We start from the raw sequence: 22,912 nt of genomic DNA, 5'->3' as shown, positions 1-22,912 counted from the left end.
TGTGCGTGAGTTGATGTTGCACTTGTGCCTGTGGTGAAAGCGTCCGCCAAGTCGCCATTTATAAAGAATGAGAAAAGAAGCTGCCTTAAAAAGATATACTTTTGAGACAGTCCCTTTTACTTTGCGCTAATGCCTAACCGCTTCATCCGATATTGTAAGCTTTGCCGGCTTAAGCCTAGCTTTTCGGCGGTCTTCGTCACATGGTATTTGTTTCGTTCGAGCGCTTTTTTAATATACATTTTTTCGGCTTCAAGTAAATAATCTTTCAAGTCTCGTAACGGCTGTTGTTCCTCAACTGAGTGCTCTATGGCGTCAGAGGTAGCTGTTTCGTAGACGCTTGTGATTTGCGAGGAGAGGGGAGCCGAAAGTGATTTTTGGCGAAAGTGGAACGGTAAATGTCGCACATCAATTAGGTCCTCACCGATCATCAGGTTCATCGCGCCCTCAATGATGTGCTCCAGTTCGCGAACGTTTCCAGGCCAATCGTACTGTAGGAGTAATTGTGTGACTTCATCGCTAAGCCCCTTCACTTCCATTTGAAACCGCTCATTGTATTTTGCGATAAAATGGTCAACGAGAGGGAGAATGTCCTCTTTCCGTTCCCGCAAAGGAGGAATGAAGAGGGTGACCACGCCTAGCCGGTAATACAAGTCTTTTCGCAGACGCCCGCTTGCGATTGCTTCAATTGGATCTTCGTTAATCGTGGAAAGAATCCGAACGTTCACTTTGCGATCAACCGTGTCCCCAACACGACGAATTTGCTTTTCTTGATCGCCCGTAACAGCTTTGCTTGTAGGGGTGGGCTAAGAGAGTTAATTTCATCAAGCAACAATGTGCCCCCCTCAGCTTCCTCAAATAAGCCGGGACGTTCAATTGCCCCAGTATAGGCGCCTTTTTTCGTCCCGAATAACAAGCTTTCTATTAACGTTTCCGGCATGGCGGCACAGTTTTGTGAAATGAATGGCCCTTTGGAACGATCGCTTCCATTGTGAATGCTTTGGGCAAATAATTCTTTTCCCGTCCCTGTTTCGCCGACGATGAGGACGGAAGAAGCAGTCCGTGTCGCTCGCTTTGTATTTTCAATTACTTCACGGATAGCCGTGCTTTCTCCAATAATGCTGTCAAAGGTATAGCGGGTATTGCCTTTACTCTCCATGTTTTTTCGAATGAGCCGCTCTAATTTCGTAACGTCCTTCGAAATTTCGATCGCCCCGATCACCTGGCCATTTTCATAGAGAGGGAAGGTGTTATTAATGGTCGTAATCTCTTTCCCTTTATTATTAAAATACGTTTGCTTTACATCTTTAGAGTGCTTCTTTTTGTAGAGTGCTTCTAATAAGGTGCTACCTTGTCCTTCCTCAAACATGAAGATGTCTAAAAAATCTTTGTTCTCTACATCCTCTTTTGTCAGCGATTCAATTTCCATCATCTTTTTGTTATAAATGATCGTCTGTCCGAACGTATCAATCACATGAATGCCAACGTCGATTTCATTCATGATCGTTTCGTAGATAATTCGTTGCTGCGACAGAGGGAGGTTTCCGATTCGTTCCATTGTTTGTCCTCCAAGTAAACGATTTTGCCCTCATTTTAAACGAGGGAGGGAAAAGGTGCAAATTATTTTTTCGTTTTATAGGTTATGATTAAGAAATAAAGAAAAATAATTTTTCGAAGACTGCCAAAAAGTTTTTCGCTCATATCGCCAAAATAATGAGCAAAAGAACATTTCTTTTTCGTTCCACGTGAAACATCGTGGTTTATAAAGTTGGCACAGGATTTGCATTGATTATTAGTAGAAGTCATCTGATTTAAGGGGGAGATTGAACATGAAAATGCAATCGTCAACATCTGCTGTCATTGAGAAGACGGAAAAGTACGGGGCAAAAAATTATCACCCGCTTCCAATTGTCATTTCAGAAGCAAAAGGAGTTTGGGTGAAAGACCCTGAAGGGAGAAAATACCTTGATATGTTAAGTGCGTATTCTGCTGTGAATCAAGGGCATTGTCACCCGAAAATTATCCAAGCATTAAAAGATCAAGCCGATAAAATTACATTAACCTCGAGAGCATTTCATAACGATCAACTTGCACCTTTTTATGAGAAGGTATCTAAGCTAACGGGGAAAAACATGCTTTTGCCGATGAATACAGGTGCGGAGGCTGTCGAAACAGCTGTAAAAGCAGCGCGTCGTTGGGCTTACGATGTGAAGGGTGTGCCTGATAATCAAGCCGAAATCATCGTTTGTGAAGACAATTTTCATGGACGGACGATGACGGCCGTCTCCCTTTCTTCAAATGACGAGTACAAGCGAGGATTCGGCCCAATGCTTCCTGGGATTAAAGTGATCCCTTACGGCGATTTAGAAGCGCTAAAAGCGGCGATCACTAGTCACACGGCTGCGTTTTTAGTCGAGCCGATTCAAGGGGAAGCGGGCATTCGAATTCCTCAGGAAGGCTTCTTAAAGGAGGCGTATGCATTATGTAAGCGAGAAAACGTCTTGTTTATTGCGGACGAAATTCAATCAGGGCTTGGACGTTCTGGGAAATGGTTCGCGTGTGACTGGGAAGATGTGAAGCCAGACATGTATATTTTAGGGAAAGCACTCGGTGGCGGGGTATTCCCAATTTCCGTCGTATGTGCCGATCGCGACATTCTCGGTGTCTTTGAGCCTGGATCTCACGGTTCCACGTTTGGTGGGAATCCGCTCGCTTGTGCTGTGTCAATTGCTGCTCTAGAGGTTCTTGAAGAGGAAAAGCTAGTCGAGCGTTCCTATGAGTATGGAAATTACTTGTTAACGAAATTAAAAGAGATTGATAACCCGATCATTAAAGACGTCCGTGGGAGAGGTTTATTTATCGGTGTCGAGTTACACGAGCCTGCGCGTAAATATTGTGAACAGTTGAAAGAAGAAGGACTTTTATGTAAAGAGACACATGAAACTGTCATTCGCTTCGCTCCACCATTAGTGATCAGTAAAGAAGATCTAGATTGGGCGATTGAAAAAATTTATCACGTGTTAAAACCATGAGGTGAACAGACAAATGGGGGCCATTGCAGAAAAAGGAAAAGAGTCTAGCATTCTATCGTCAACGCAAGATGTGATTCAACAAGCGTTAGGGAAGCTAGGCTATGAAGAGGGAATGTTCGAGTTGCTCAAGGAGCCGGTGCGAATGCTAACGGTTCGAATCCCTGTGCGGATGGACGACGGGACCGTCAAAGTGTTTACTGGCTATCGCGCGCAACACAATGATGCGGTTGGGCCGACAAAAGGGGGCGTTCGCTTCCATCCGGAAGTGACAGCCGATGAAGTGAAGGCGCTCTCGTTATGGATGACGTTAAAATGCGGAATCGTTAACATTCCGTACGGTGGTGGGAAAGGCGGGATCGTATGTGATCCGCGAACGATGTCATTTCCCGAAATCGAGCGGTTAAGCAGAGGGTACGTAAGAGCGATCAGTCAAATCGTCGGGCCATCTAAGGACATTCCGGCACCTGACGTATTTACGAACTCGCAAATTATGGCGTGGATGGTGGATGAGTATAGCCGGATTCGAGAGTTTGATTCACCTGGGTTCATTACAGGTAAGCCGATCGTGCTCGGCGGCTCCCACGGACGGGAAACAGCAACAGCCATGGGGGTCACAATTTGCATTGAAGAGGCAGCCAAGCTGAAACAGCTGGATTTACGGGAGGCCACCGTTATTATCCAAGGCTTTGGTAATGCAGGAGGCTACTTAGCCAAAACCTTGAGCGATCGCGGGGCGAAAATCATTGGCATTTCCGATGCGTATGGGGCGCTCTATGATGAAACAGGCTTAGATATTGAGTATTTGCTTGATCGCCGCGATTCATTTGGCACCGTGACGACGTTATTTAAAAACACCATAACAAACGAAGAGCTATTAGAAAAAAAGTGCGACATTCTCGTTCCAGCAGCGATTGCTAACCAAATTACAGAGGCAAATGCTCGCGAAATCAAAGCTTCAATCATTGTAGAGGCGGCGAATGGCCCAACAACGACTGAAGCATCAAATATTTTAACCGAGCGCGGTGTCTTAATTGTGCCTGACGTGCTTGCAAGCTCTGGTGGTGTCACCGTTTCGTATTTTGAATGGGTACAGAACAATTTAGGTTATTATTGGTCGGAAGAAGAAGTGTCCGAGAAACTTAGAAGTAAAATCGTTGAGGCGTTTCATCAAGTAGTGGAAACAGCGACGCGTTACAACGTTGACCCTCGTTTGGCGGCCTATATGGTTGGCGTACGAAAAACAGCAGAAGCTTCAAGATTCCGGGGCTGGATTTAGGAGGCGCAGGTCATGACAAGTTATCGTGCGATTGCAAGTGATTCTACCGGTGTCGTTCAGAAAGTCTTAGTCCGTGAAGGCGATTATGTACACGAATGGGAGCCACTATTTCTCATAGAGACAAATGGTGGTGCGATGAAAAAGGTCGAACTAGGGGTTAGAGGCTTCATTTCTACCGTCAAGGTGGCACCTGGAGATCAAGTGATCTCAGATATGACACTCGCCATCGTCGAAGAAGATCGGAAACCTGCTCCTTGTGATTGATCAATTATCAGTAATGGAGGCAAGAGAATGTTAACACCTTATAAGCATGAACCGTTTACAGATTTTAGTGTAGAAGAAAACCGCAGCGCGTTTGAGGCTGCCTTAAAGAACGTTGAAGGGGAATTAGGGAAAGACTACCCGTTAGTGATCAATGGGGAACGTGTGACGACCGATGATAAAATCGTTTCCGTGAATCCTGCCATGAAAGAGCAAGTGATCGGCGTCGTCTCAAAAGCAAGTCGCGAGATAGTAGATGATGCATTTAAATCGGCAGAGACGGCATTTCATACGTGGAAAAACGTCAATCCTGAAGAGCGAGCGAACATCTTAATCAGAGCGGCCGCGATCATTCGCCGGAGAAAGCATGAGTTTTCGGCATGGCTCGTGAAAGAAGCGGGTAAGCCTTGGAAAGAAGCCGATGCAGACACAGCGGAAGCGATCGACTTTTTAGAGTACTACGCCCGGCAAATGATTACGCTAAAGGATGGAAAGCCAGTCAATAGTCGCGAGGGTGAGCATAATCGCTACTTCTATACACCGATCGGGGTATGTGTGACAATCTCACCTTGGAATTTCGCCTTGGCGATTATGGCTGGAACGACGGTAGCGCCAATTGTAACAGGGAACACCGTCTTACTGAAACCAGCTAGCACGACCCCTGTTGTCGCCGCAAAGTTCGTCGAAGTTCTTGAAGAAGCAGGTTTGCCAAAGGGTGTGGTCAACTTCGTCCCAGGAAGTGGAACAGACATCGGTGACTACTTGATCGATCATCCAAAAACAAGCTTGATCACATTTACCGGTTCGCGTGACGTGGGAGTCCGGCTTTATGAAAGGGCAGCGGTTGTTCATCCAGGTCAACAGCATTTGAAGCGCGTCATTGTAGAGATGGGAGGAAAAGATACCGTTGTTGTCGATAAGGATGCCGATCTCGATTTAGCTGCTCAATCGATCGTGACCTCGGCCTTCGGCTTTTCTGGACAAAAATGTTCTGCAGGTTCGAGAGCTGTCATCCATCAAGACGTCTATGATGTTGTGTTAGAGAAGGCCGTGGCCCTCACGAAACAACTCTCAGTAGGCGAACCGACGGCACCTGACGTCTATATGGGACCTGTCGTCGATCAAGGGGCTTTTTCGAAAATCATGAGCTATATCGAAGTGGGGAAAGAGGAAGGCCGATTGATGGTCGGAGGTGAAGGAGATGATTCAAAAGGCTTCTTCATTCAACCGACGATCTTTGCTGACGTAGATCCCCATGCGCGAATCATGCAGGAAGAGATTTTCGGTCCAGTCGTTGCCTTCAGTAAGGCAAGGGATTTTGATCATGCGCTAGAAATCGCCAATAATACCGAGTACGGTCTGACAGGCGCTGTCATTACAACGAACCGTCACCATATCGAAAAAGCGAAGCGAGACTTCCATGTCGGAAATCTATACTTTAACCGGAATTGCACAGGCGCGATTGTCGGCTACCACCCATTCGGCGGCTTTAAAATGTCAGGCACCGATTCAAAAGCTGGAGGACCTGATTATTTGGCCCTTCATATGCAAGCAAAAACCGTCTCCGAAATGTATTAAGGAGTCATAAGCCAAGTTCCTCAAAATGAGGAGTTTGGCTTTTTCAATTTATCAATAGTAATGCTCGCCCAGTGGTATAATGACCCTATAGACGTACACGCTAAAAAAGCGCTGAGGAAAGATGTAAACGAAAGGAGATACGGATGACTGAAAATAAAGGAACGCTGGAAGTAGGTTGGAGTTTCGATACTCGCTATACCGATCTGCCATCCATGATGTTTTCAAATGTTGAACCAGAGCCTGTGGAGGCGCCGAAGCTGGTCATTCTGAACGATAGTCTAGCTCAATCACTCGGATTGGATCCAGTTGCGCTGCAACATCAAAACAGTATCGCCGTGCTTGCTGGCAACGAGGTGCCGAAGGGTGCTGCTCCTCTTGCGCAAGCATACGCTGGCCATCAATTTGGCCATTTTACGATGTTAGGGGACGGCCGAGCGATCCTTCTCGGGGAACAGATTACGCCAAATGGAGAGCGATTTGATATTCAGCTAAAAGGATCGGGGCGTACGCCTTATTCAAGGCAAGGAGATGGCCGAGCGGCTCTTGGACCGATGCTGCGAGAGTACATCATAAGTGAAGCAATGCACGCCCTTGGGATTCCGACAACGCGTAGCCTGGCAGTTGTGACAACCGGTGAATCTGTCTTCCGGGAAACGGTGCTTCCGGGCGCGATTCTTACCCGGGTGGCCGCTAGTCATATACGGGTCGGCACGTTCCAATTCGCTGCCAATGCAGGGTCGGAGGAAGAGCTTAAAGCACTGGCTGACTACACGTTGGCGCGGCATTTCCCAGAAGTTGAAGCCGATTGCGAAAACCGTTATCTCGCCTTGCTACAGGAAGTGATCAAGCGTCAGGCTGAACTGATCGCCAAATGGCAGCTTGTCGGCTTTATTCATGGTGTGATGAACACAGACAACATGACGATTAGCGGGGAAACGATTGACTATGGCCCTTGTGCTTTCATGGATGTGTACGATCCGGAAACGGTTTTCAGCTCGATTGATACGCGTGGTCGTTATGCGTATGGCAATCAACCGCGGATCGGGGCGTGGAACCTTGCCCGTTTTGCAGAGGCTCTTTTGCCGCTGTTGGCCGATGATCAGGACGAAGCGATCAAGCTGGCCGAGGCGGAAATTTCCAATTACGCGGAGCAGTTTGAGCACCATTGGCTGAATGGAATGAGAGCTAAGCTCGGTTTGTTCAACGAAGAATCCGAGGACCTGTCCCTCATAAAAGATCTGCTCGAAGTAATGCACAAGCATAAGGCAGACTTTACGAATACGTTCCGCGCGCTCACGTTCGATGAACAGGAAGAGACGGGCTTGCACGACAAACTCGAATTCACGGAATGGCATGAGCGATGGCAGGCTCGATTAGGGAGACAGGAACAAACGAAAGATGATTCTCATAACTTGATGAAAATGAGTAATCCAGCGGTGATTCCTCGGAACCATCGGGTAGAAGAGGCTTTGGAGGCCGCGGTTGAACAAGGAGACTATCAAGTGATGGAACGGCTCCTCAAAGTGCTGACCAATCCATTTGCCCATTCCCCTGAACAAAAGGCGTACGCCAAACTTCCTGCTCCTTGCGCGAATCCGTACCGCACTTATTGCGGAACGTAAGACCAGTGCAAAACTCGCCAATTGGCGGGTTTTTTGCATTATTTGAGCAGCTGTCATTAAGTTTCCCTCATTTATTGGTGAAAAAAACCAGAATAGGTAGTATGATCATGATAGGACACAAACGAAAATCAATGACCCTATCATGAGCAGATTTTTATATGAGGATAGGAATTTTATTCTATTCATCTGAATCTTCTGATCTGTTTATCTCGTACTTATAAAAGATCATGCTCGGAAGGGGCCGGTTGCTCATTTTTCACCACGGATTACCGTACCGAGAAAACGGAGGAGATCGGTGACAAGTTAAAAAAAAGAACGTGTCATCAAAGTAAGGGAATCTTAAATCGTACCTTAAGGAGTGGAAACCATGAATGTTGTATTACTTGTCAGTGCTGTCATTACAATGATCGTTGTTCTTAATAACATCATTTCCATTGAAAAAAAGAAGCCTTCATCGATGGGAAAGGAAATCAAACAAACACTTCATATGATGCCATGGGGCCTTCTACTGCTGGGATGTCTAATTCTCATCCCTTTTGAAGTGTGGGTCCTAACTGGAAGCTCCAATGATTGGGACGGTGTCTATATTGTTGCAGCTACGTTTATCATGACGCTCATTCTATGTTATGCGTACTATTACAAACGAAAGCAGCTTTAATTATTGTTTATTTTTTGTTCTAATATGACCTCTTGAAATAAAATTCAACTGGCTCGAAGGCAATTTTTAATAATCACGAACTAAGGGGAAGACAACTGAAACGGAAACTATTGATTGTGTTTCCTGTCATAGTACGTATGTTCTTCTTCATTTTTTAGACAAATTTAGTACGACAAATGATATTGCGGTTTTCTAAAAGCTGTAGTACAATTTAAATGTGAAATAGTTCACAAATTAAGAATTGAGCTATCAAACTTGTTTTTATCTCTTTTCATGTGAAATACTTCACATAATGAAATTCAGTAGTGGTATGGGTCATCAAGAAGAATGTTCATTTTGGGAAATGGACAGACTGTAAGTGGAGGCAGGTTAGAGTTGCATGTACAACTATGGCATGCGCTCCTGTAGCAGAAGGCTCGGCAATCGCCGAGTTTACTTTAAAAAAATCATGTGAAAATATTCACAAACATTGGAGGGATTTCTTATGGCTATTACTAAAGGAAACAAAATTGTCTTAGTTGGTACAGGTGCGGTTGGTTCAAGTTATGCGTATGCGTTAATGAATCAAGGGATCAGTGACGAGCTCATCCTAGTTGACTTAAATGAGGAGAAGGCGAAAGGGGACGTATTGGACTTAAATCATAGCATTGTGTACGCACCTAGCCCAATGGAAATTAAGTTCGGTTCATATGAGGATTGCAAGGATGCAGCACTTGTTGTCATCTGTGCCGGGGCTGCGCAAAAACCTGGGGAGACGAGATTAGATTTAGTTCATAAAAATGTGGGCATTTTCGATTCGATTGTAGGGAACATCATGAAGTCCGGCTTTAATGGCATCTTTCTAGTTGCGACAAATCCTGTCGATATTTTAGCGTACGCCACTTGGAAATTCTCAGGCTTGCCGAAGGAGCGTGTCATTGGCTCAGGAACCGTGTTAGATACGGCGAGATTTCGCTATTTGCTTGGAGAAGAAATGAACGCTGCGCCCACAAGTGTTCATGGCTACATTATTGGCGAGCATGGGGATTCACAGCTGCCGGTCTGGAGCTCTGCTACCATTGCGGGAACGCCAATTGCTCCTAGATTAACCGACGAGAAAAAGCAAGAAATGGCTGAAAATGTGCGCGATGCCGCCTACAAAATCATTGAGGCGAAAGGGGCAACGTATTATGGTATCGCCACAGGGTTAGCAAGAATTACGCGAGCGATTTTAAAAAACGAAAATGTTGTTCTCCCTGTCGGTACGTTGTTAGAAGGAGAAAATGGTCATGACGATGTCTATATTGGCGTACCAGCGATCATTAATCGTGAAGGCGTTAGACAAGTGGTCGAGCTTTCCCTAAACGACGAGGAAAAAGAAAAATTTGCTCGCTCTGTTGAAACGTTAAAAGACATTCAAGCAGCCATTTGGTCGTAGACAATCGATCAACATCTAAGGCAAGGGAGCCGTTACTATGTTAGTTGAAACATACGATCCATTTCAACATTTAGCCGTATCAGCATTCGTTGCAGCGATTCCGATCCTGTTACTCCTTTTATGCTTGACTGTTTTCAAAATGCAAGGAATTCAAGCAGCTCTTTTGACTTTACTCGTGACGTTTTTTATTGCTGGGCTCGTATTTCATTTACCTTTCGGCGAGTCCATAGGCAGTATTGTACAAGGGGTTGTGCAAGGACTGTGGCCGATCGGTTACATTATTGTGATGGCCGTTTGGTTATATAAAATTGCGGTTGCATCTGGAAAATTTGCTGTGTTACGAGGAAGCATTATAGGTATATCAAGAGATCAGCGAATTCAGTTATTACTCATCGGATTTTGTTTTAATGCGTTCCTTGAGGGGGCTGCGGGCTTCGGGGTACCGATTGCGATCTGTGCGGTTCTCTTAGTATCATTAGGCTTTAAGCCATTGCAGGCAGCCATGCTTTGTTTGATTGCAAACGGTGCTTCCGGTGCATTTGGAGCGATTGGAATCCCGGTTGGTATTATTGATACGCTTGGATTAGAAGGTCAAGTCACGTCAATGGACGTGTCGATGATGACAGCTTTGACGCTGCCGATGATTAATTTTACCATTCCATTTTTACTTATTGGGTTAATGGACGGTTGGAAAGGGATCAAGGAAATCCTCCCAGCCATTCTCGTCACATCTTCCGTTTACACTGTGTCACAAGCCCTTATTACAATCTTTATAGGTCCAGAGTTGGCCGATATTATACCATCACTCTTAACCATGGGCTTACTGGCGTTGTTTCTTAAAAGATGGCAGCCGCGGAACATCTTCTTACTCAACGGAAACGGTTGTGAGTCCGAACATGCTTCATTAAAGGATGTCATCAAGGCATGGTCTCCGTTTTACTTGTTAACGATGTTTGTTTTTCTTTGGAGCTTACCAGCCTTTAAAGGATTGTTTGCTGAAGGGGGAGCACTTGAGTTTTCAAAGTGGGCATTTGTTGTCCCTGGATCATCGATTGAGGTAGGGGTTGATTTTATCGGAGCAACAGGAACCGCGATTCTATTAGCAGCAGTTACAACCGTAACCACTACGAAAACGATTCGCATGAAGGAGAGTATTAGCCTTCTTAAAAAAGTGATCGTCGACTTCTCCATTCCGATCATGATGATCTGTGCCATTATTGGAATCGCAAAATTAATGACCTATGGGGGTCTAACGATGGCTTTAGGGGAGGCAGTTGCCACCACAGGGGCGTTCTTCCCCTTCCTTTCACCAATCTTAGGGTGGATTGGCGTATTTATGACAGGTTCAGTCGTGAACAATAATACATTATTTGCCCCGATTCAAACGACAGCAGGCTCGATTATCGGGACCAATCCTTCATTACTAGTTGCTGCAAATACAGCTGGTGGCGTCATGGCTAAGCTAGTGTCACCGCAATCGATCGCTATTGCAACGGCAGCGGTTGGAGAAACCGGCAATGAAGCAGCCTTAACAAAAATGACGTTGAAATATAGCTTTGGATTACTCGTGTTTGTCTCGGTATGGACGTATATTTTATCTCTACTCTTTTAAAGATACGTTAAAACAAATTGGAAAAAGGATTAGAGCAATTGTCGCTCTAATCCTTTTTGGGCATCGTTTCAATGGTGAATATTTTTTCTTTTATGAATGGAGAGTGAGTTATCTTATTTTCTTGAACATAATGACTTAGTATTACCTGAAACAATGAAAGCCCTACCTCTCTTCCATCCTTACGGCTCCTTGACCGCGCCAGTGTGAATCAGATTTGTAAACATTAAGTAACTATTTGAATCGAGAAAGTTGATGTAACGTTAAAATTCGTAGAAGAAATGTGTACGATCATAAGGATGAAAGTGTAGAAAAAAGAGGATCATTTATTGAACGTAAGCGGGAAATGGATGAGAGTGTCTAAAAAGCAGTTGACCAACTAACTAAAGCTTTTAATATGATTTTCAGTGATGCCTTCGATTAACCCTAATTCACTATTTAAAAATTCACGTGCGTCATCCAACATTTTCTTTTCACTTGGATTAAGTGCTTTTTCTTTTTTTATACGCATTAAATCGCGTACAACTTCAGCACCTTCTTGAATATGGCCCGTTTTCATTTTATCTGCGTTCATTTTATACCTTTCCTTCCACGGAAGTAACTGCTCTGACTCTCCGTGCTGAAAGATGTGTATAATTTGTTTTAATGCCGTTAGGTCCGTTACAGGACGGATATTTGTACTCGAAATTTTATCCGCTGGAATCATAACGTCCATATTATTAATCGACATTTTTATCACAAAATATTGCTTTCTTTCTCCTGCTATTTCTTTTTCTTCTATGGCTTTAATGATACCTGCTCCATGCATTGGATAAACGACGTGATCGCCAATTTGAAACAAATAACCCACCTCCATATAAGGTAACCTTCTTTAGGTTAACATAAGTGGGTTTTTTAATCAAATTAAATATAATATCATACGTTGGATTTTATCGTCAATAAAAAAGCCGAAAAATTTCATAAGCCTAACTGTAAAAGGGTTTTACAGGTGCTATAACGAAACAAATGAACGTGAGATTGTGATCTAGAAGTGGGAACAAGATTTAAAAAGGAGGGTCACGGGTGATTTTACATACCTATGTTACTGGTGAAGGGGATCCGTTCGTTTTTCTCCATTCAGGGGGAATGACAGGGGCGACGGAATATGAAGAACAACGTGATTTCTTTATAAAACGTTCTGGTCATTCGCCCCGATTTGCGTGGTCACGGGAAGTCAGTAGGGACGATTGATGGAGATTACTTCGGCCATTGCGTGAAAGATTTGGCTGATACGTTAAAGGCCTTGAACGTCACCCAATGTCATTTGGCGGGGGTATCACTTGGAGGGATTGTCGGGCTGCTTTTTGCTAAAGAGTTTCCTGAAATGGTGAAGTCGTTATCGTTCTCTAGCATCCCATCTCAAGGTTTGGAGGCAACAAAAAAAGATAATGGGAGATAAGCGCCAGTAACAACCCGATTCGTTCAACTAACATTCACTGACGAAAGAAAGCCCCAGTGAATGAAGTTTCACTTTACCCCTTTCATCAAACTGGTGATGTATCCGATTTGAACGTTCCAGCACTACGTATCGTCGGAGACATGCAGGAGTTAGAGGTTTCAGCAGCCATCACGTATCGAACGTTGAACCCAAGCATCCACCTTTCAATCATTCCGATGGCCGGTCATCTAGTCCATAAAGATCAGCCAGCATTATATGCTCAAGCGGTGCATACGTTTATAAAGGGTGTAAAATAAAGGGGAAGAAGGTTCCGAAACGTGACAATTGGTGGTAAACTATAGATGTCATTTTAAAAAAGAGGAGCGTGGATGAATTAAAATGGGTCATAAGTTGAAAGTGTTGTATTACAGCTTTCTTGCATTGATTGCCTTAGGAATCCTCAGTTCTTCCATCATCGCGTATGAGTTCATTGAAAGAGCCGCTCTTTACATTGTCATTGCACTCATTATTACTTGCACTAGTTTATACAACGTTGTGAGATTGATACGAATGAACGCTCTTGTTAAATGAACGAGACCAAGATCCTATTTAAAGGGTCTTGGTCTCATCGTTTATTTGCTGTTGCTTCGGCTTTGCGCATCGCCCCTAAGACGATGCTATATTTTCAGGCCTTTTACATATCTCTCCATCCACTAAACGTAGCGCTTGATGAAGACATATTTCTGATAGCAAAGCGATAGCTTTGAGTTTTTGTAATTCTCATGGTACGTACGCTCGAACCGTTGCTGTCATTGAGATAATAGAATTTTTTGTCCGCACCTACAACACCAATTCTAGCATCTCCTCTGCTATCCCAAACTAGATTCCATGATACTGAGCTATTCTCGATTTTTCTAACCTGTGTATTGAAAACAACCCTTGAACCACCCGAAATTCTTTGGCTGATATTCATGACAGCTGCTATACTAATATCGTCTGTTGATACTTCGTCTGAGAGTTCATCTAGGTAGATAATCTCACTTTCATCAATTTGACTCAAATCTTCAACTTCTGGTTCTTCAGTTTCAAAATCGTGTGTTCGTAAGGAAGATGAGTCTCTTTTTAACTCTTCTTCTGTTATTTCAACTACATAATCGGAAGTATCATAGTTGTTTATTGACACTTCAGATGGAGCTTCCGTCTTTGTTACAAGTTCGTTTTCTACTTCGGGTTTGTCTACATGTGCTGAAACAGTACCGAAGACTGCGACAGCGACTGTAGCTGATAATAAACCACTGAATAAAAGTTTTCTAGTTTTGCTCATAAACGCTCCTCCTATTTCGAAAAAGAATCTTTGTACTCGCAAATGCAGCGCCACATATAAGGAATATATTACCTAATGTGTACTATTTTTGTTATATATACTATTCAAGTTTTAATCAACTTAAATTTGAAAAAAATGAAAATTATATCTCATGAACTGAACCTAGACTACTCGAATCAAACTGGATCGCCTGTCCGAAGGTTCGCTTTCTTTCCGCTGTTGGCTCATTCATTAATGTTCTCCTTTCCTAAAAAGCTACTTTTCCTATTCTCTCTTCTCGAAGGGATCCCTGCATCTATTGCCCAATAAAAGCAAAAATCGCTTGTGTGAAATAGGTATATACTATTTTGCAACCACCTTAGGTGAACTAGCCAAAAATGAAGAAGCCTTTGATGGATATTGGCCCCTGTCTGAGGGCTTCGCCATAAACTTGAGGACAAACCAAGTTTGCTAGTCATTGCGCATCCCCCCATGATCTTCTATAGTAAAGCTATTGATTGGAAAAAGGAGAAAAATCATGAAGCATAAAGGTAAGATTGTATTCGCTCTTTTCTTAGTAACCGTTATTGTGATAATTGGAGCTACGCAAAAAACACCAGCAGAGAAAATGTCCGCTCGATTCTCTGAATATGTGAAAGAGAACCAGTTGGACGTTCTACGCCAAACAACCCCTCAGCCCCTTGAACCATCCTTATTAGCGCTCTATGTCACACCGGATGATCAAATGGGTATCGCTGAATTTGGGGAAGAGACGCAGGCGAGCGCAGAGGCACGTATTGATGGTGATTATACGATTGTCACGTTAGAAGGAAACGACGGTCAATATGTGGGGATTCTCGTGAGTAAGGAGTTTCGCCAGCTTGTGGCCGCTGTCTCCTATTACGATAAACAACACCAGAAGTTAGGTGAAAGTCTCTTTTTAGAGGATGAGTTCATTGTGCTAGATCGACTTGAAAACGATGTGACCGCTGTTTATTCGCTCGAGTTTACCGATCAGAACGGAAAGGTTGTAACCGTGGTCGAAAGTCCGTAAAGTGAAATTCCATCCGATGGAGGGCTTTTGCGTCCTTAATGTTTAAAGTAGGGATTGATATCCACTATTGTGAGAACAGGAACCATTTTTTACGAATACCCTTTACTTATTAAGAACGTCCTCTTTTTCATATTCATCATTTTGTCGTTAGCGAACAGGGGCGAGAACCTGTTACACTTAAGTAAGAAAACGTTATCGGGCAAAATGCTAAAAAACTAGGAGCGAATTGACGATGTATCAAAATTTACAAGAATGCATTAACGATTTAGAGAAGCACGGTCACCTTATCCGCATTCGTGAGGAGGTCGACCCGTACCTTGAGATGGCGGCGATTCATTTAAAAGTGTACGAAGCGGGCGGACCCGCGCTGTTATTTGAGAATGTAAAAGGTTCCAACTATCAAGCCGTCTCCAATTTGTTTGGCACAATGGAGCGTAGCAAGTTTATTTTTCGCCAAACGTGGCAGTCGGCTGAAAATGTCGTCGCGCTTCGGAACGATCCGATGAGTGCGTTGAAACATCCGTTTGCTCATGCACGAACCGCCCTAGCTGCTTCCAAAGCGCTGCCGCTTAAAAAATCTCGGCTACCCGCAGGCTTTGAGGAAATTACCATTTCCGATTTACCGTTGATTCAGCATTGGCCAGACGACGGTGGGGCGTTTATTACACTCCCTCAAGTGTATAGCGAAGATCCTGACAAACCGGGGATCATGAATGCGAATTTAGGCATGTATCGCGTTCAGCTTACTGGCAATGAGTATGAGCTTGATCAAGAGGTTGGGCTCCACTATCAGATTCATCGCGGCATTGGTGTCCATCAGACAAAAGCGAATCAAAAGGGAGAGCCACTCAAGGTTAGCATTTTTGTAGGCGGTCCACCTGCCCATACCCTTTCGGCTGTTATGCCCCTTCCTGAAGGGTTAAGCGAAATGACATTTGCTGGTCTCCTATCAGGCCGGCGGTTCCGCTACAGCTATGTGGACGGCTATTGCATTAGTCATGACGCTGACTTTGTGATTACAGGAGAAATTCATCCCGGCGACACGAAGCCAGAGGGGCCGTTTGGTGATCATTTAGGTTACTACAGCTTAATCCATGACTTCCCGGTTATGAAGGTTCATAAAGTGTATGCAAAGCAAGGAGCGATTTGGCCGTTTACGGTCGTTGGTCGCCCGCCACAGGAAGATACGTCATTTGGGGCGCTTATTCACGAGTTAACAGGAGATGCGGTGAAGCAAGAGATCCCTGGTGTGAAGGAAGTGCATGCTGTCGACGCAGCCGGTGTCCATCCACTCCTGTTTGCGATCGGAAGTGAGCGTTATACCCCTTACCAAAAAGTAAAACAGCCAGCGGAACTGTTAACGATTGCGAATCGCATATTAGGGACAGGCCAGCTAAGTCTTGCTAAATATTTATTCATTACTGCTGAACAGGATAAGCCGTTAAACACACACAAAGAAGAAGAGTTTTTAACGTATCTATTAGAGCGGATCGACCTCCACCGAGATATTCATTTTCAAACGAATACGACGATTGATACGCTCGATTATTCGGGAACGGGATTGAATACAGGGAGCAAGGTCGTTATTGCCGCTTATGGAGATAAAAAGCGAGAGCTGTGCCAAGAGGTGCCTGAGCTGTTTAAGGGATTACAGACATTTCAAAACCCTCGACTCGTTATGCCTGGGGTTGTAGCGCTCGAAGGCCCATCATTTACTTCATACGAAAGGGCACAAGAGGAGTTTCGTGCATTCAGTGAAACGATCACGCAAAATGGGGAGCTGCCGTCATGTCCAATGATTGTTGTCTGTGACGATAGTGAATTCATTAGCAAAAACATCAACAATTTCGTTTGGGTAACGTTCACTCGTAGCAATCCTTCCCATGATATGTACGGGGTGAATAGTTTTTATGAAAACAAGCATTGGGGCTGTGACAACATGATCATTGATGTGCGAACGAAACCACATCATGCGCCGCCACTCATTCCAGACCCAACGGTTGAAGCCAACATTCGACGCTTATTCGAAAAAGGTGGAAGCTTGGAAGATGTGAGACTCCCTTAAAAAGACTACCGATCCACCGGTGAGGTGAGAAAATGGAAGCGTATCAGTTTATAAAAGATTACAAAGCACATGATCCTTATCGAAAGTCCTTTATCCAGCTAGCAAAAAGGATTTTTAATATTGACTTTGCACCGTGGTACGAGCAAGGTTTTTGGAATGACAACTATATTTGCTATAGCTATGTGGATAAACATGAAGTAATCGCCAATGTTTCTGTGAATAAAATGGAGCTGATCATCAACGGGGCAAAACAGAAGGCGATTCAAATCGGCACTGTCATGACCGCTCCGGAGTATCGGCGTCAAGGATTAGCCAAGCAATTGCTGCAAAAAGCATTGGACGATTATGATTCAGCCTATGATTTGTATTTTTTAGCAGCTAATCAAGAGGCGATTCCTCTCTACGAAACATGTGGCTTTCAATTGATTGAAGAGAATTGTTATGAAATCGATATGGCAGGCTATACTCTTTTGGATAAACCGTTGAGACGGGCGGACGTTTCACCTGAAGCCATGGTGGAAGTAAAGAAGGGATCTTGCCCTTTATCGACGGTTTTATCTGCCCAAGGGGACGAGCATATCCTTATGTTTTATTATACGGCAGGCTTTCGTGACTTTATCTACCAAGTCAATAAAGACGTTCATGTGATGTTTCAACTAGAAGGGGACGTGCTCCACTTGTACGACATTTTCTCACCAGCAAAAGTGAATGTGGAACAACTGGTAGAACAAATTGCGCCGCGCGCAACAAAAACGGTCGTCTGTCATTTCACCCCTGATCATTCGGTGAAGCAGCTAACAGCGAAAATTGATTCGACTAGTAGCTGGATGGTTCGGACGACGACGAAAGGGTTTCCTCCGCTCGCTCGATTTCCAAAAATATCGCAAGCGTGAAGTAGAAGATAGCCGGATAGCTCTTATTGCTGTCCGGCTTTATTTCCGTTTTCCTGCGTTTTCGGTCATGAATTACGATTTGGATTGTAAGTGACTCAGTTCAGATAAAGGGAGAAAAGTGGCTAGAGATATTGAATCTTGTTAAGGTACAAAAAAACATGAGAAAATGTGGACATTACAATAGTAGAAATATAGTATATAGACTATAAGGAGTAGTTAAATGATGGCAATTAAGGGGCTGTGTAGTCGTTTGGTAAAGGGCTATTCATATCATGTCGGTGTGTCACTTTTCATGTTCATAGGTCTATGGTCGTACAGATGTTTAAATGAGGAGGATGCGGTAGGTGGATGTTAGACAAAAGAAACAAAGATTAATGGCAAATCTATTTAGGGCGCGGTTTCCATTCCTTTATATTTCTACTTGGGAAGAGGATCGGGCACGTGCTTTGGTCGAATCAGTCGCAGCTAATCAAGAGTTAATTAAAACACCAAGAAAGGTTATCACTTGGAAGATCACAACGGGCATTTGCGGGGACCAAACCAGTAAAGGTGATACACGGTCAGCGATGAAAGCATTAGAACATATTGAAAATTATCAGGGACCTGCCATTTTTATCCTTTTTGATTTTCATGTGTTTTTCGGGGAAGACGGACGAGTTCCAGACCAACAGATTATTCGAAAGCTTAGGGACCTTGTTTCTAGTCTCAAGCAAAGCCCAAACCCGAAAAACATCGTATTCATCTCACCAAAGCTTGTTTTACCGGATGATTTGGAAAAAGATATTACGATATTTGATTTTGGATTGCCTACTTTTGAAGAAATTAAGCAAAGTTTAGATGAAATGATAGCAGTCAATCAAAAAACAAGCTTAGACTTTCAAATTACGGAAGAAGAAAAAGAAAAATTAGTTAAGGCAAGCTTAGGGTTAACGTTAGCTGAGGCGGAAAATGCATTTGCTAGAGCAATGGTTGAAGATGGCAACCTCTCGATTAATGACGTACCGATTATTCTACAAGAGAAAGAACAAATTATTAAAAAAACAGGTATTTTAGAATTTGTTACGAGTGACCTCAATATTGAAGATGTAGGTGGACTTGAAAATTTAAAGCGTTGGCTGGAAAAGCGAAACAAATCATGGTTAGATTCAGCGCAAAAATATTGCTTGCCTTCCCCTAAAGGTGTGATGATTACTGGAGTTCCAGGTTGTGGGAAAAGTTTAATTAGCAAGGCAATCAGTGATATGTGGAAGCTTCCATTGTTAAGGCTCGATATTGGGAAGATTTATAGTGGGATAGTCGGGAGCAGTGAAGAACGGATGCGCTCGGCCATTCAAACAGCAGAAGCTATCGCCCCTTCCATCTTGTGGATCGATGAAATAGAAAAAGGGTTTGGTGGAGTTAATGGCGCTGGGGATAGTGGAACATCTTCCAGAATTTTTGCGAACTTTCTAACGTGGATGCAAGAAAAGGAGAAGCCTGTCTTCGTCATTGCTACCGCAAATAATATTTCCGGGCTACCACCTGAAATGATGCGTAAAGGCCGATTTGATGAAATCTTTTTTGTAGATTTACCTACACTTCGTGAGCGAATGGATATTTTTAAAGTACATTTAGACAAACGATTAAAGGACCCTGGTGTCATTGGGGACTTTCAGATTTCAGAATCCAATTTGGAGAGACTTGCAAGGCTGACAGAGGGCTTTGTTGGTGCTGAAATTGAGCAAGTGGTCATTAGTGGATTGTTTGAAGCGTTTTATGAAGAGAGAAGTGTCACGTTAGCAGACTTTGAAAAAATTTGTAATCAGTTTATCCCATTATCAGTCACACAAGCCGAACAAATTAAACAGATCAGAGACTGGGCGAATGTTAGAGCGGTTGCTGCTACTCCGAGAAAGGATCGCGAGGAATATGCAGAGAGCCCGACAATAGAAGTCTCTGCGAACCCAATGGATTCAGAGCCAGAGGACATTCATTCTTCACGCGGTGGTCGAACGATTGATTTTTAATGAGTAGAAGGGAGAACGATATGAGTATAGAACTAATTTTAATTCCAATTGGCATTGCTGTTGGTCAAAAAGTAGCTACATTAATTGATAAGAGAAATGAAAATAAAGCTTACACGATTCAAACGGTCATGAAAAAGGAGCATCTGTTAAAGAAGGCAATCGAACAATATGGCTGTAGTGTTCAAGGCGACGAGACAAACTATCAAACCGAAGTTGGTGATATCAAGATCGGCTTCTACCAAAATGAAGAAGGGGTTTTTGAAGCCATTTTTGATGAAAGTGTAGAACAAGAGCATGCATTAGAGTTCATCGAGAATTTGCATACTGAGTACAAATATCTTATTCAGCAAGAAACTTACACAAGGCTAGTGGAGCGTGCAAAGAAAAATGGGTTGGAGCTTGAATCGGAAGCTATTCAAAAAGACCGTTCGATTTTATTAACCTTTGAAGTACAGTCGTAAGGTGGTGGATGAAATGGATAAAAAAAAGCTACAAATCCGCATAACAGAAGATGGAGAGATCTTTGCTGAGACATTAGGTATCAAGGGAAAAGAGTGCCTTGAATACATTCAGTTATTAGAGGAATTGCTTGACGCTGAAACAGTCGATTCCAATTTTACGCATGAATATTATGAATCTGAAATTGTAACACACAAGCAAAATAAACAAACGATAAAGGAGGAATAACGTGTGGCGAATATCACAAGTAAAGGGAAGGGTTGGGAAATAAGAAACTCAATTTGGATCATGTGGACTTTTCCGTTAGGTATGTTAAGTTATATTTCATTTTTTTACGCTGGTTATAAAGTGAAGCAAAGAAAGTGGACGATTGCCGCACTAATTTATGCAGCACTATTTATTATCACTATGGTTTCTTATGACATTTTCCATTCAGACCACCCAATTTATAACGTTGTGTCAACTATTCACATCATTGCTTGGATCGTCTCAATTGTCCATGCGTTCATAATTCGCCCAGAGTACTTAATTCGATTGGAAGCCATGGGGTCGTCAAAATATGACCACTTAAAGAAAAGGGTAGCTACAGAAACGAAACAAAAGCTTACGGCACATCACGCGATTAACCAAGTAGAATCACCTCGACCAAATATGAAAGCCAACGCACCTATAGAGAAAGGTGAGGTTGAGGAACGTTTGAATGAGCGTTCTTCTGTAAATATTAACATCGCGTCGGAAGCGGAACTTGCAAGAATTCCTGCTATTGGCAGCTTGTATGCGCGCCGAATCATCTCCGCTCGAAATGATGTGGGCTCTTTCAAGTCTTTTGATCATTTTGTTGAGGTTCTTTCGATTAAGCCACACCTTGCAGAAAAGATTAGGCCTCATCTGTCGTTTCCTAGTAACGGAAAGCTCAACGAAGGAGAAGGAACTCGTGAACCGAACAAGGCGCCAGCGGGGAGAGTCTTGGATTTCTAATGGATTTACGTATTCATCGGTATTTACCTTTAACCTCAGTGGAGGGCCCAGGGAAACGTTTTTGCCTCTGGGTTCAAGGATGCTCGATTCGGTGTGAAGGGTGTGCAGTCCCATGGACATGGTCAGTAGACAATGGAAAAGTCATAAGCATTGACCAGCTTTTTCATGAGATTAAGGAAAGCAAAGAGAACCACGATATTGAGGGCGTTACCTTTCTGGGCGGGGAGCCCTTTGACCAACCCGAGGCGCTAGGAGAGCTTGCACAAAAGGTAAAAAGCTTAGGGCTGACGGTTATGTCTTTCTCAGGTTACATGTATGAGGATCTTAAACAAAGGGAGGACTGTCAGCTGTTCCTTTCAGCTATCGATCTACTAATTGATGGCCCCTTTGTAAAAGAGAAGCTGGATTTAAGCAGGCCTTGGACTGGATCATCAAACCAGCGCTATCATTTTTTAACGGATAAGTATAAACATCTAGAACAGCAAATAGCGTCCATCAGCAACAAGATTGAAATTCGTATACTTGAAGATGGATTGGTCTCTGTTAATGGGATGGCAACTCAACAAACGTTAGAAGAATTATTTCATAAAACGGAATTTAAAAAATTAAGTCCAACGAAGTTTAAAGAACAAGGCTAGCAGCAGCTCATCTCAAAGGACAGACGAACGGGCGTCTGTCCTTCCTTTATTTATGACGTTCTTCTACTCCACCTTTCCTTTCACTTGATCGATTGCGTGGTAGCCATAGCCTTTTCGGTTCCAGAAGGGTGCTGCCGGCTGCGTGCGTCCCGCCGAGTCGGTCGCCTTCGACATGATGGTGTATTCCCCTTTTACTTGATACGTTCCATTCGATTGACCACGGAATCCAAGCATAGCCTTTCGGATCGTGGCTTTCCATCGAGGCTTCCCTCCACGTGTGACCTTGATCTGTGCTGACTTTAACGGAGGTGATCGAACCTGCGCCAGTCCATGCAATTCCCCTAATAGTGTGAGTGCCAGTATCGAGGATATCCATATGGAGCGGCTGCTGGATGGTCGAATGGACCTGAAGAGTTGTAACAGGGGACGAATCTACGTCATTGTCTTTGTGCGGGTAATAGACATAATCAATTGTCTGAAATGGTCCGGTAAATGGGGAGCCAATGACGCTGATTTTCTTTATGCCCAATTAAACATAGAAAAAGATAGTCTACCGACATCCGTGAGTACACTATCTTTTTCTCATTTTTCGAAGGATAGAAGCCCATCAGAATGAAATTAGAAGACTTTCCGAGAGCGTTCTGCATCC

At 43.6% G+C, this 22,912-nt stretch carries 23 protein-coding genes and 1 pseudogene; 20 read left to right on the top strand and 4 right to left on the bottom strand.

What is annotated here, in order from left to right; translation table 11 throughout:
- Positions 1 to 116: 116 nt before the first annotated feature.
- A pseudogene (locus tag E2L07_RS04720) lies at positions 117 to 1,555 on the bottom strand (sigma-54 interaction domain-containing protein).
- Between the two features lie 271 nt (positions 1,556 to 1,826).
- Between E2L07_RS04720 and E2L07_RS04715 the strand changes: the two are divergent.
- From E2L07_RS04715 to E2L07_RS04680, 8 genes are all read left to right on the top strand, one after another.
- On the top strand, positions 1,827 to 3,029 hold the full coding sequence (locus E2L07_RS04715; RefSeq protein ID WP_053430073.1) for an ornithine--oxo-acid transaminase: 1,203 nt from the start codon (positions 1,827 to 1,829) through the stop codon (positions 3,027 to 3,029).
- Between the two features lie 13 nt (positions 3,030 to 3,042).
- The gene (locus E2L07_RS04710; RefSeq protein WP_134228962.1) at positions 3,043 to 4,305 is read left to right on the top strand and encodes a Glu/Leu/Phe/Val family dehydrogenase; all 1,263 of its coding nucleotides are present in this window, start codon (positions 3,043 to 3,045) and stop codon (positions 4,303 to 4,305) included.
- Positions 4,306 to 4,317: 12 nt separating this feature from the next.
- Entirely contained in the window at positions 4,318 to 4,569 is a 252-nt protein-coding gene (locus E2L07_RS04705; protein ID WP_053430072.1) for a biotin/lipoyl attachment domain-containing protein, read from the top strand.
- A 27-nt stretch (positions 4,570 to 4,596) separates the two neighbouring features.
- Positions 4,597 to 6,144, top strand: a complete 1,548-nt coding sequence (gene pruA, locus E2L07_RS04700; protein WP_010900065.1) for an L-glutamate gamma-semialdehyde dehydrogenase — start codon at positions 4,597 to 4,599, stop codon at positions 6,142 to 6,144.
- A 143-nt stretch (positions 6,145 to 6,287) separates the two neighbouring features.
- A complete protein-coding gene (locus E2L07_RS04695) occupies positions 6,288 to 7,766 on the top strand; it encodes a protein adenylyltransferase SelO (RefSeq protein ID WP_134228961.1) in 1,479 nt (492 codons plus the stop codon).
- 367 nt (positions 7,767 to 8,133) lie between these two features.
- Entirely contained in the window at positions 8,134 to 8,424 is a 291-nt protein-coding gene (locus tag E2L07_RS04690) for a hypothetical protein (RefSeq protein WP_010900063.1), read from the top strand.
- A gap of 484 nt (positions 8,425 to 8,908) precedes the next feature.
- Positions 8,909 to 9,841 (top strand): L-lactate dehydrogenase, encoded by a 933-nt coding sequence (locus E2L07_RS04685; protein ID WP_053430070.1) that lies wholly within the window; start codon positions 8,909 to 8,911, stop codon positions 9,839 to 9,841.
- A 37-nt stretch (positions 9,842 to 9,878) separates the two neighbouring features.
- Positions 9,879 to 11,453 carry an L-lactate permease gene (locus E2L07_RS04680; protein ID WP_053430069.1) on the top strand — a complete coding sequence of 525 codons (1,575 nt, stop codon included), beginning with the start codon at positions 9,879 to 9,881 and terminating at the stop codon, positions 11,451 to 11,453.
- Positions 11,454 to 11,829: 376 nt separating this feature from the next.
- Here E2L07_RS04680 and E2L07_RS04675 read toward each other — a convergent pair whose 3' ends face one another.
- Entirely contained in the window at positions 11,830 to 12,306 is a 477-nt protein-coding gene (locus E2L07_RS04675) for a CarD family transcriptional regulator (RefSeq protein ID WP_041821004.1), read from the bottom strand.
- 206 nt (positions 12,307 to 12,512) lie between these two features.
- On the opposite strand from E2L07_RS04675, the gene E2L07_RS21710 reads away from it, so the two are divergent.
- The 4 genes from E2L07_RS21710 (at position 12,513) to E2L07_RS04660 (ending at position 13,458) form a co-directional block, all read left to right on the top strand.
- Complete coding sequence (locus E2L07_RS21710; protein WP_175414342.1) at positions 12,513 to 12,680, top strand: hypothetical protein; 168 nt, start codon at positions 12,513 to 12,515, stop codon at positions 12,678 to 12,680.
- Entirely contained in the window at positions 12,646 to 12,888 is a 243-nt protein-coding gene (locus tag E2L07_RS21705; RefSeq protein WP_243854905.1) for an alpha/beta fold hydrolase, read from the top strand. The genes E2L07_RS21710 and E2L07_RS21705 overlap by 35 nt, the downstream gene beginning before the upstream one ends.
- Positions 12,889 to 12,944: 56 nt before the next feature.
- On the top strand, positions 12,945 to 13,184 hold the full coding sequence (locus E2L07_RS04665; protein WP_010900058.1) for an alpha/beta fold hydrolase: 240 nt from the start codon (positions 12,945 to 12,947) through the stop codon (positions 13,182 to 13,184).
- A gap of 82 nt (positions 13,185 to 13,266) precedes the next feature.
- Positions 13,267 to 13,458 carry a hypothetical protein gene (locus tag E2L07_RS04660; RefSeq protein WP_041821002.1) on the top strand — a complete coding sequence of 64 codons (192 nt, stop codon included), beginning with the start codon at positions 13,267 to 13,269 and terminating at the stop codon, positions 13,456 to 13,458.
- A 103-nt stretch (positions 13,459 to 13,561) separates the two neighbouring features.
- Here the strand turns inward: E2L07_RS04660 and E2L07_RS04655 are convergent, their stop codons facing one another.
- Positions 13,562 to 14,191, bottom strand: a complete 630-nt coding sequence (locus E2L07_RS04655) for a hypothetical protein (RefSeq protein WP_053430067.1) — start codon at positions 14,189 to 14,191, stop codon at positions 13,562 to 13,564.
- Positions 14,192 to 14,708: 517 nt separating this feature from the next.
- Here E2L07_RS04655 and E2L07_RS04650 point away from each other — a divergent pair.
- The 8 genes from E2L07_RS04650 to E2L07_RS04615 all read left to right on the top strand — a co-directional run bounded on the left by E2L07_RS04650 (position 14,709) and on the right by E2L07_RS04615 (position 22,263).
- Positions 14,709 to 15,224 (top strand): hypothetical protein, encoded by a 516-nt coding sequence (locus E2L07_RS04650; protein WP_053430065.1) that lies wholly within the window; start codon positions 14,709 to 14,711, stop codon positions 15,222 to 15,224.
- A 232-nt stretch (positions 15,225 to 15,456) separates the two neighbouring features.
- Positions 15,457 to 17,289 carry a UbiD family decarboxylase gene (locus E2L07_RS04645; RefSeq protein WP_053430064.1) on the top strand — a complete coding sequence of 611 codons (1,833 nt, stop codon included), beginning with the start codon at positions 15,457 to 15,459 and terminating at the stop codon, positions 17,287 to 17,289.
- Between the two features lie 32 nt (positions 17,290 to 17,321).
- Positions 17,322 to 18,182, top strand: coding sequence for a GNAT family N-acetyltransferase (locus E2L07_RS04640; RefSeq protein ID WP_053430063.1), 861 nt, complete (start codon positions 17,322 to 17,324; stop codon positions 18,180 to 18,182).
- A gap of 344 nt (positions 18,183 to 18,526) precedes the next feature.
- The gene (locus E2L07_RS04635) at positions 18,527 to 20,188 is read left to right on the top strand and encodes an AAA family ATPase (RefSeq protein WP_233443860.1); all 1,662 of its coding nucleotides are present in this window, start codon (positions 18,527 to 18,529) and stop codon (positions 20,186 to 20,188) included.
- Between the two features lie 20 nt (positions 20,189 to 20,208).
- Complete coding sequence (locus tag E2L07_RS04630; RefSeq protein ID WP_053430062.1) at positions 20,209 to 20,649, top strand: DUF1257 domain-containing protein; 441 nt, start codon at positions 20,209 to 20,211, stop codon at positions 20,647 to 20,649.
- A 13-nt stretch (positions 20,650 to 20,662) separates the two neighbouring features.
- A complete protein-coding gene (locus E2L07_RS04625) occupies positions 20,663 to 20,875 on the top strand; it encodes a DUF2997 domain-containing protein (protein WP_053430061.1) in 213 nt (70 codons plus the stop codon).
- Positions 20,876 to 20,878: 3 nt separating this feature from the next.
- Positions 20,879 to 21,625 (top strand): ComEA family DNA-binding protein, encoded by a 747-nt coding sequence (locus tag E2L07_RS04620; RefSeq protein ID WP_053430060.1) that lies wholly within the window; start codon positions 20,879 to 20,881, stop codon positions 21,623 to 21,625.
- Entirely contained in the window at positions 21,625 to 22,263 is a 639-nt protein-coding gene (locus E2L07_RS04615) for a 4Fe-4S single cluster domain-containing protein (RefSeq protein ID WP_053430059.1), read from the top strand. The genes E2L07_RS04620 and E2L07_RS04615 overlap by 1 nt, the downstream gene beginning before the upstream one ends.
- Before the next feature lie 46 nt (positions 22,264 to 22,309).
- Here E2L07_RS04615 and E2L07_RS04610 read toward each other — a convergent pair whose 3' ends face one another.
- Entirely contained in the window at positions 22,310 to 22,639 is a 330-nt protein-coding gene (locus E2L07_RS04610) for a hypothetical protein (protein WP_233443859.1), read from the bottom strand.
- Between the last annotated feature and the right edge of the window lie 273 nt (positions 22,640 to 22,912).

It is taken from the genome of Halalkalibacterium halodurans (genome assembly GCF_004376175.1).
Classification (GTDB): domain Bacteria; phylum Bacillota; class Bacilli; order Bacillales; family Bacillaceae_D; genus Halalkalibacterium; species Halalkalibacterium halodurans.
Note: the sequence above shows the minus strand (reverse complement) of the source record. Positions and strands in the feature narration are given on the sequence as shown.

Coding starts and splice junctions, on each gene's coding strand:
- E2L07_RS04690 (WP_010900063.1), top strand. CDS start 8,134: ATGAATGTTGTATTACTTGTCAGTGCTGTCATTACAATGATCGTTGTT.
- E2L07_RS04660 (WP_041821002.1), top strand. CDS start 13,267: ATGGGTCATAAGTTGAAAGTGTTGTATTACAGCTTTCTTGCATTGATT.
- E2L07_RS04705 (WP_053430072.1), top strand. CDS start 4,318: ATGACAAGTTATCGTGCGATTGCAAGTGATTCTACCGGTGTCGTTCAG.
- E2L07_RS04655 (WP_053430067.1), bottom strand. CDS start 14,191: ATGAGCAAAACTAGAAAACTTTTATTCAGTGGTTTATTATCAGCTACA.
- E2L07_RS04680 (WP_053430069.1), top strand. CDS start 9,879: ATGTTAGTTGAAACATACGATCCATTTCAACATTTAGCCGTATCAGCA.
- E2L07_RS04675 (WP_041821004.1), bottom strand. CDS start 12,306: ATGGAGGTGGGTTATTTGTTTCAAATTGGCGATCACGTCGTTTATCCA.
- pruA (WP_010900065.1), top strand. CDS start 4,597: ATGTTAACACCTTATAAGCATGAACCGTTTACAGATTTTAGTGTAGAA.
- E2L07_RS04625 (WP_053430061.1), top strand. CDS start 20,663: ATGGATAAAAAAAAGCTACAAATCCGCATAACAGAAGATGGAGAGATC.
- E2L07_RS04695 (WP_134228961.1), top strand. CDS start 6,288: ATGACTGAAAATAAAGGAACGCTGGAAGTAGGTTGGAGTTTCGATACT.
- E2L07_RS04610 (WP_233443859.1), bottom strand. CDS start 22,639: ATGGATATCCTCGATACTGGCACTCACACTATTAGGGGAATTGCATGG.
- E2L07_RS04615 (WP_053430059.1), top strand. CDS start 21,625: ATGGATTTACGTATTCATCGGTATTTACCTTTAACCTCAGTGGAGGGC.
- E2L07_RS04715 (WP_053430073.1), top strand. CDS start 1,827: ATGAAAATGCAATCGTCAACATCTGCTGTCATTGAGAAGACGGAAAAG.
- E2L07_RS04685 (WP_053430070.1), top strand. CDS start 8,909: ATGGCTATTACTAAAGGAAACAAAATTGTCTTAGTTGGTACAGGTGCG.
- E2L07_RS04630 (WP_053430062.1), top strand. CDS start 20,209: ATGAGTATAGAACTAATTTTAATTCCAATTGGCATTGCTGTTGGTCAA.
- E2L07_RS04640 (WP_053430063.1), top strand. CDS start 17,322: ATGGAAGCGTATCAGTTTATAAAAGATTACAAAGCACATGATCCTTAT.
- E2L07_RS04710 (WP_134228962.1), top strand. CDS start 3,043: ATGGGGGCCATTGCAGAAAAAGGAAAAGAGTCTAGCATTCTATCGTCA.
- E2L07_RS04650 (WP_053430065.1), top strand. CDS start 14,709: ATGAAGCATAAAGGTAAGATTGTATTCGCTCTTTTCTTAGTAACCGTT.
- E2L07_RS04645 (WP_053430064.1), top strand. CDS start 15,457: ATGTATCAAAATTTACAAGAATGCATTAACGATTTAGAGAAGCACGGT.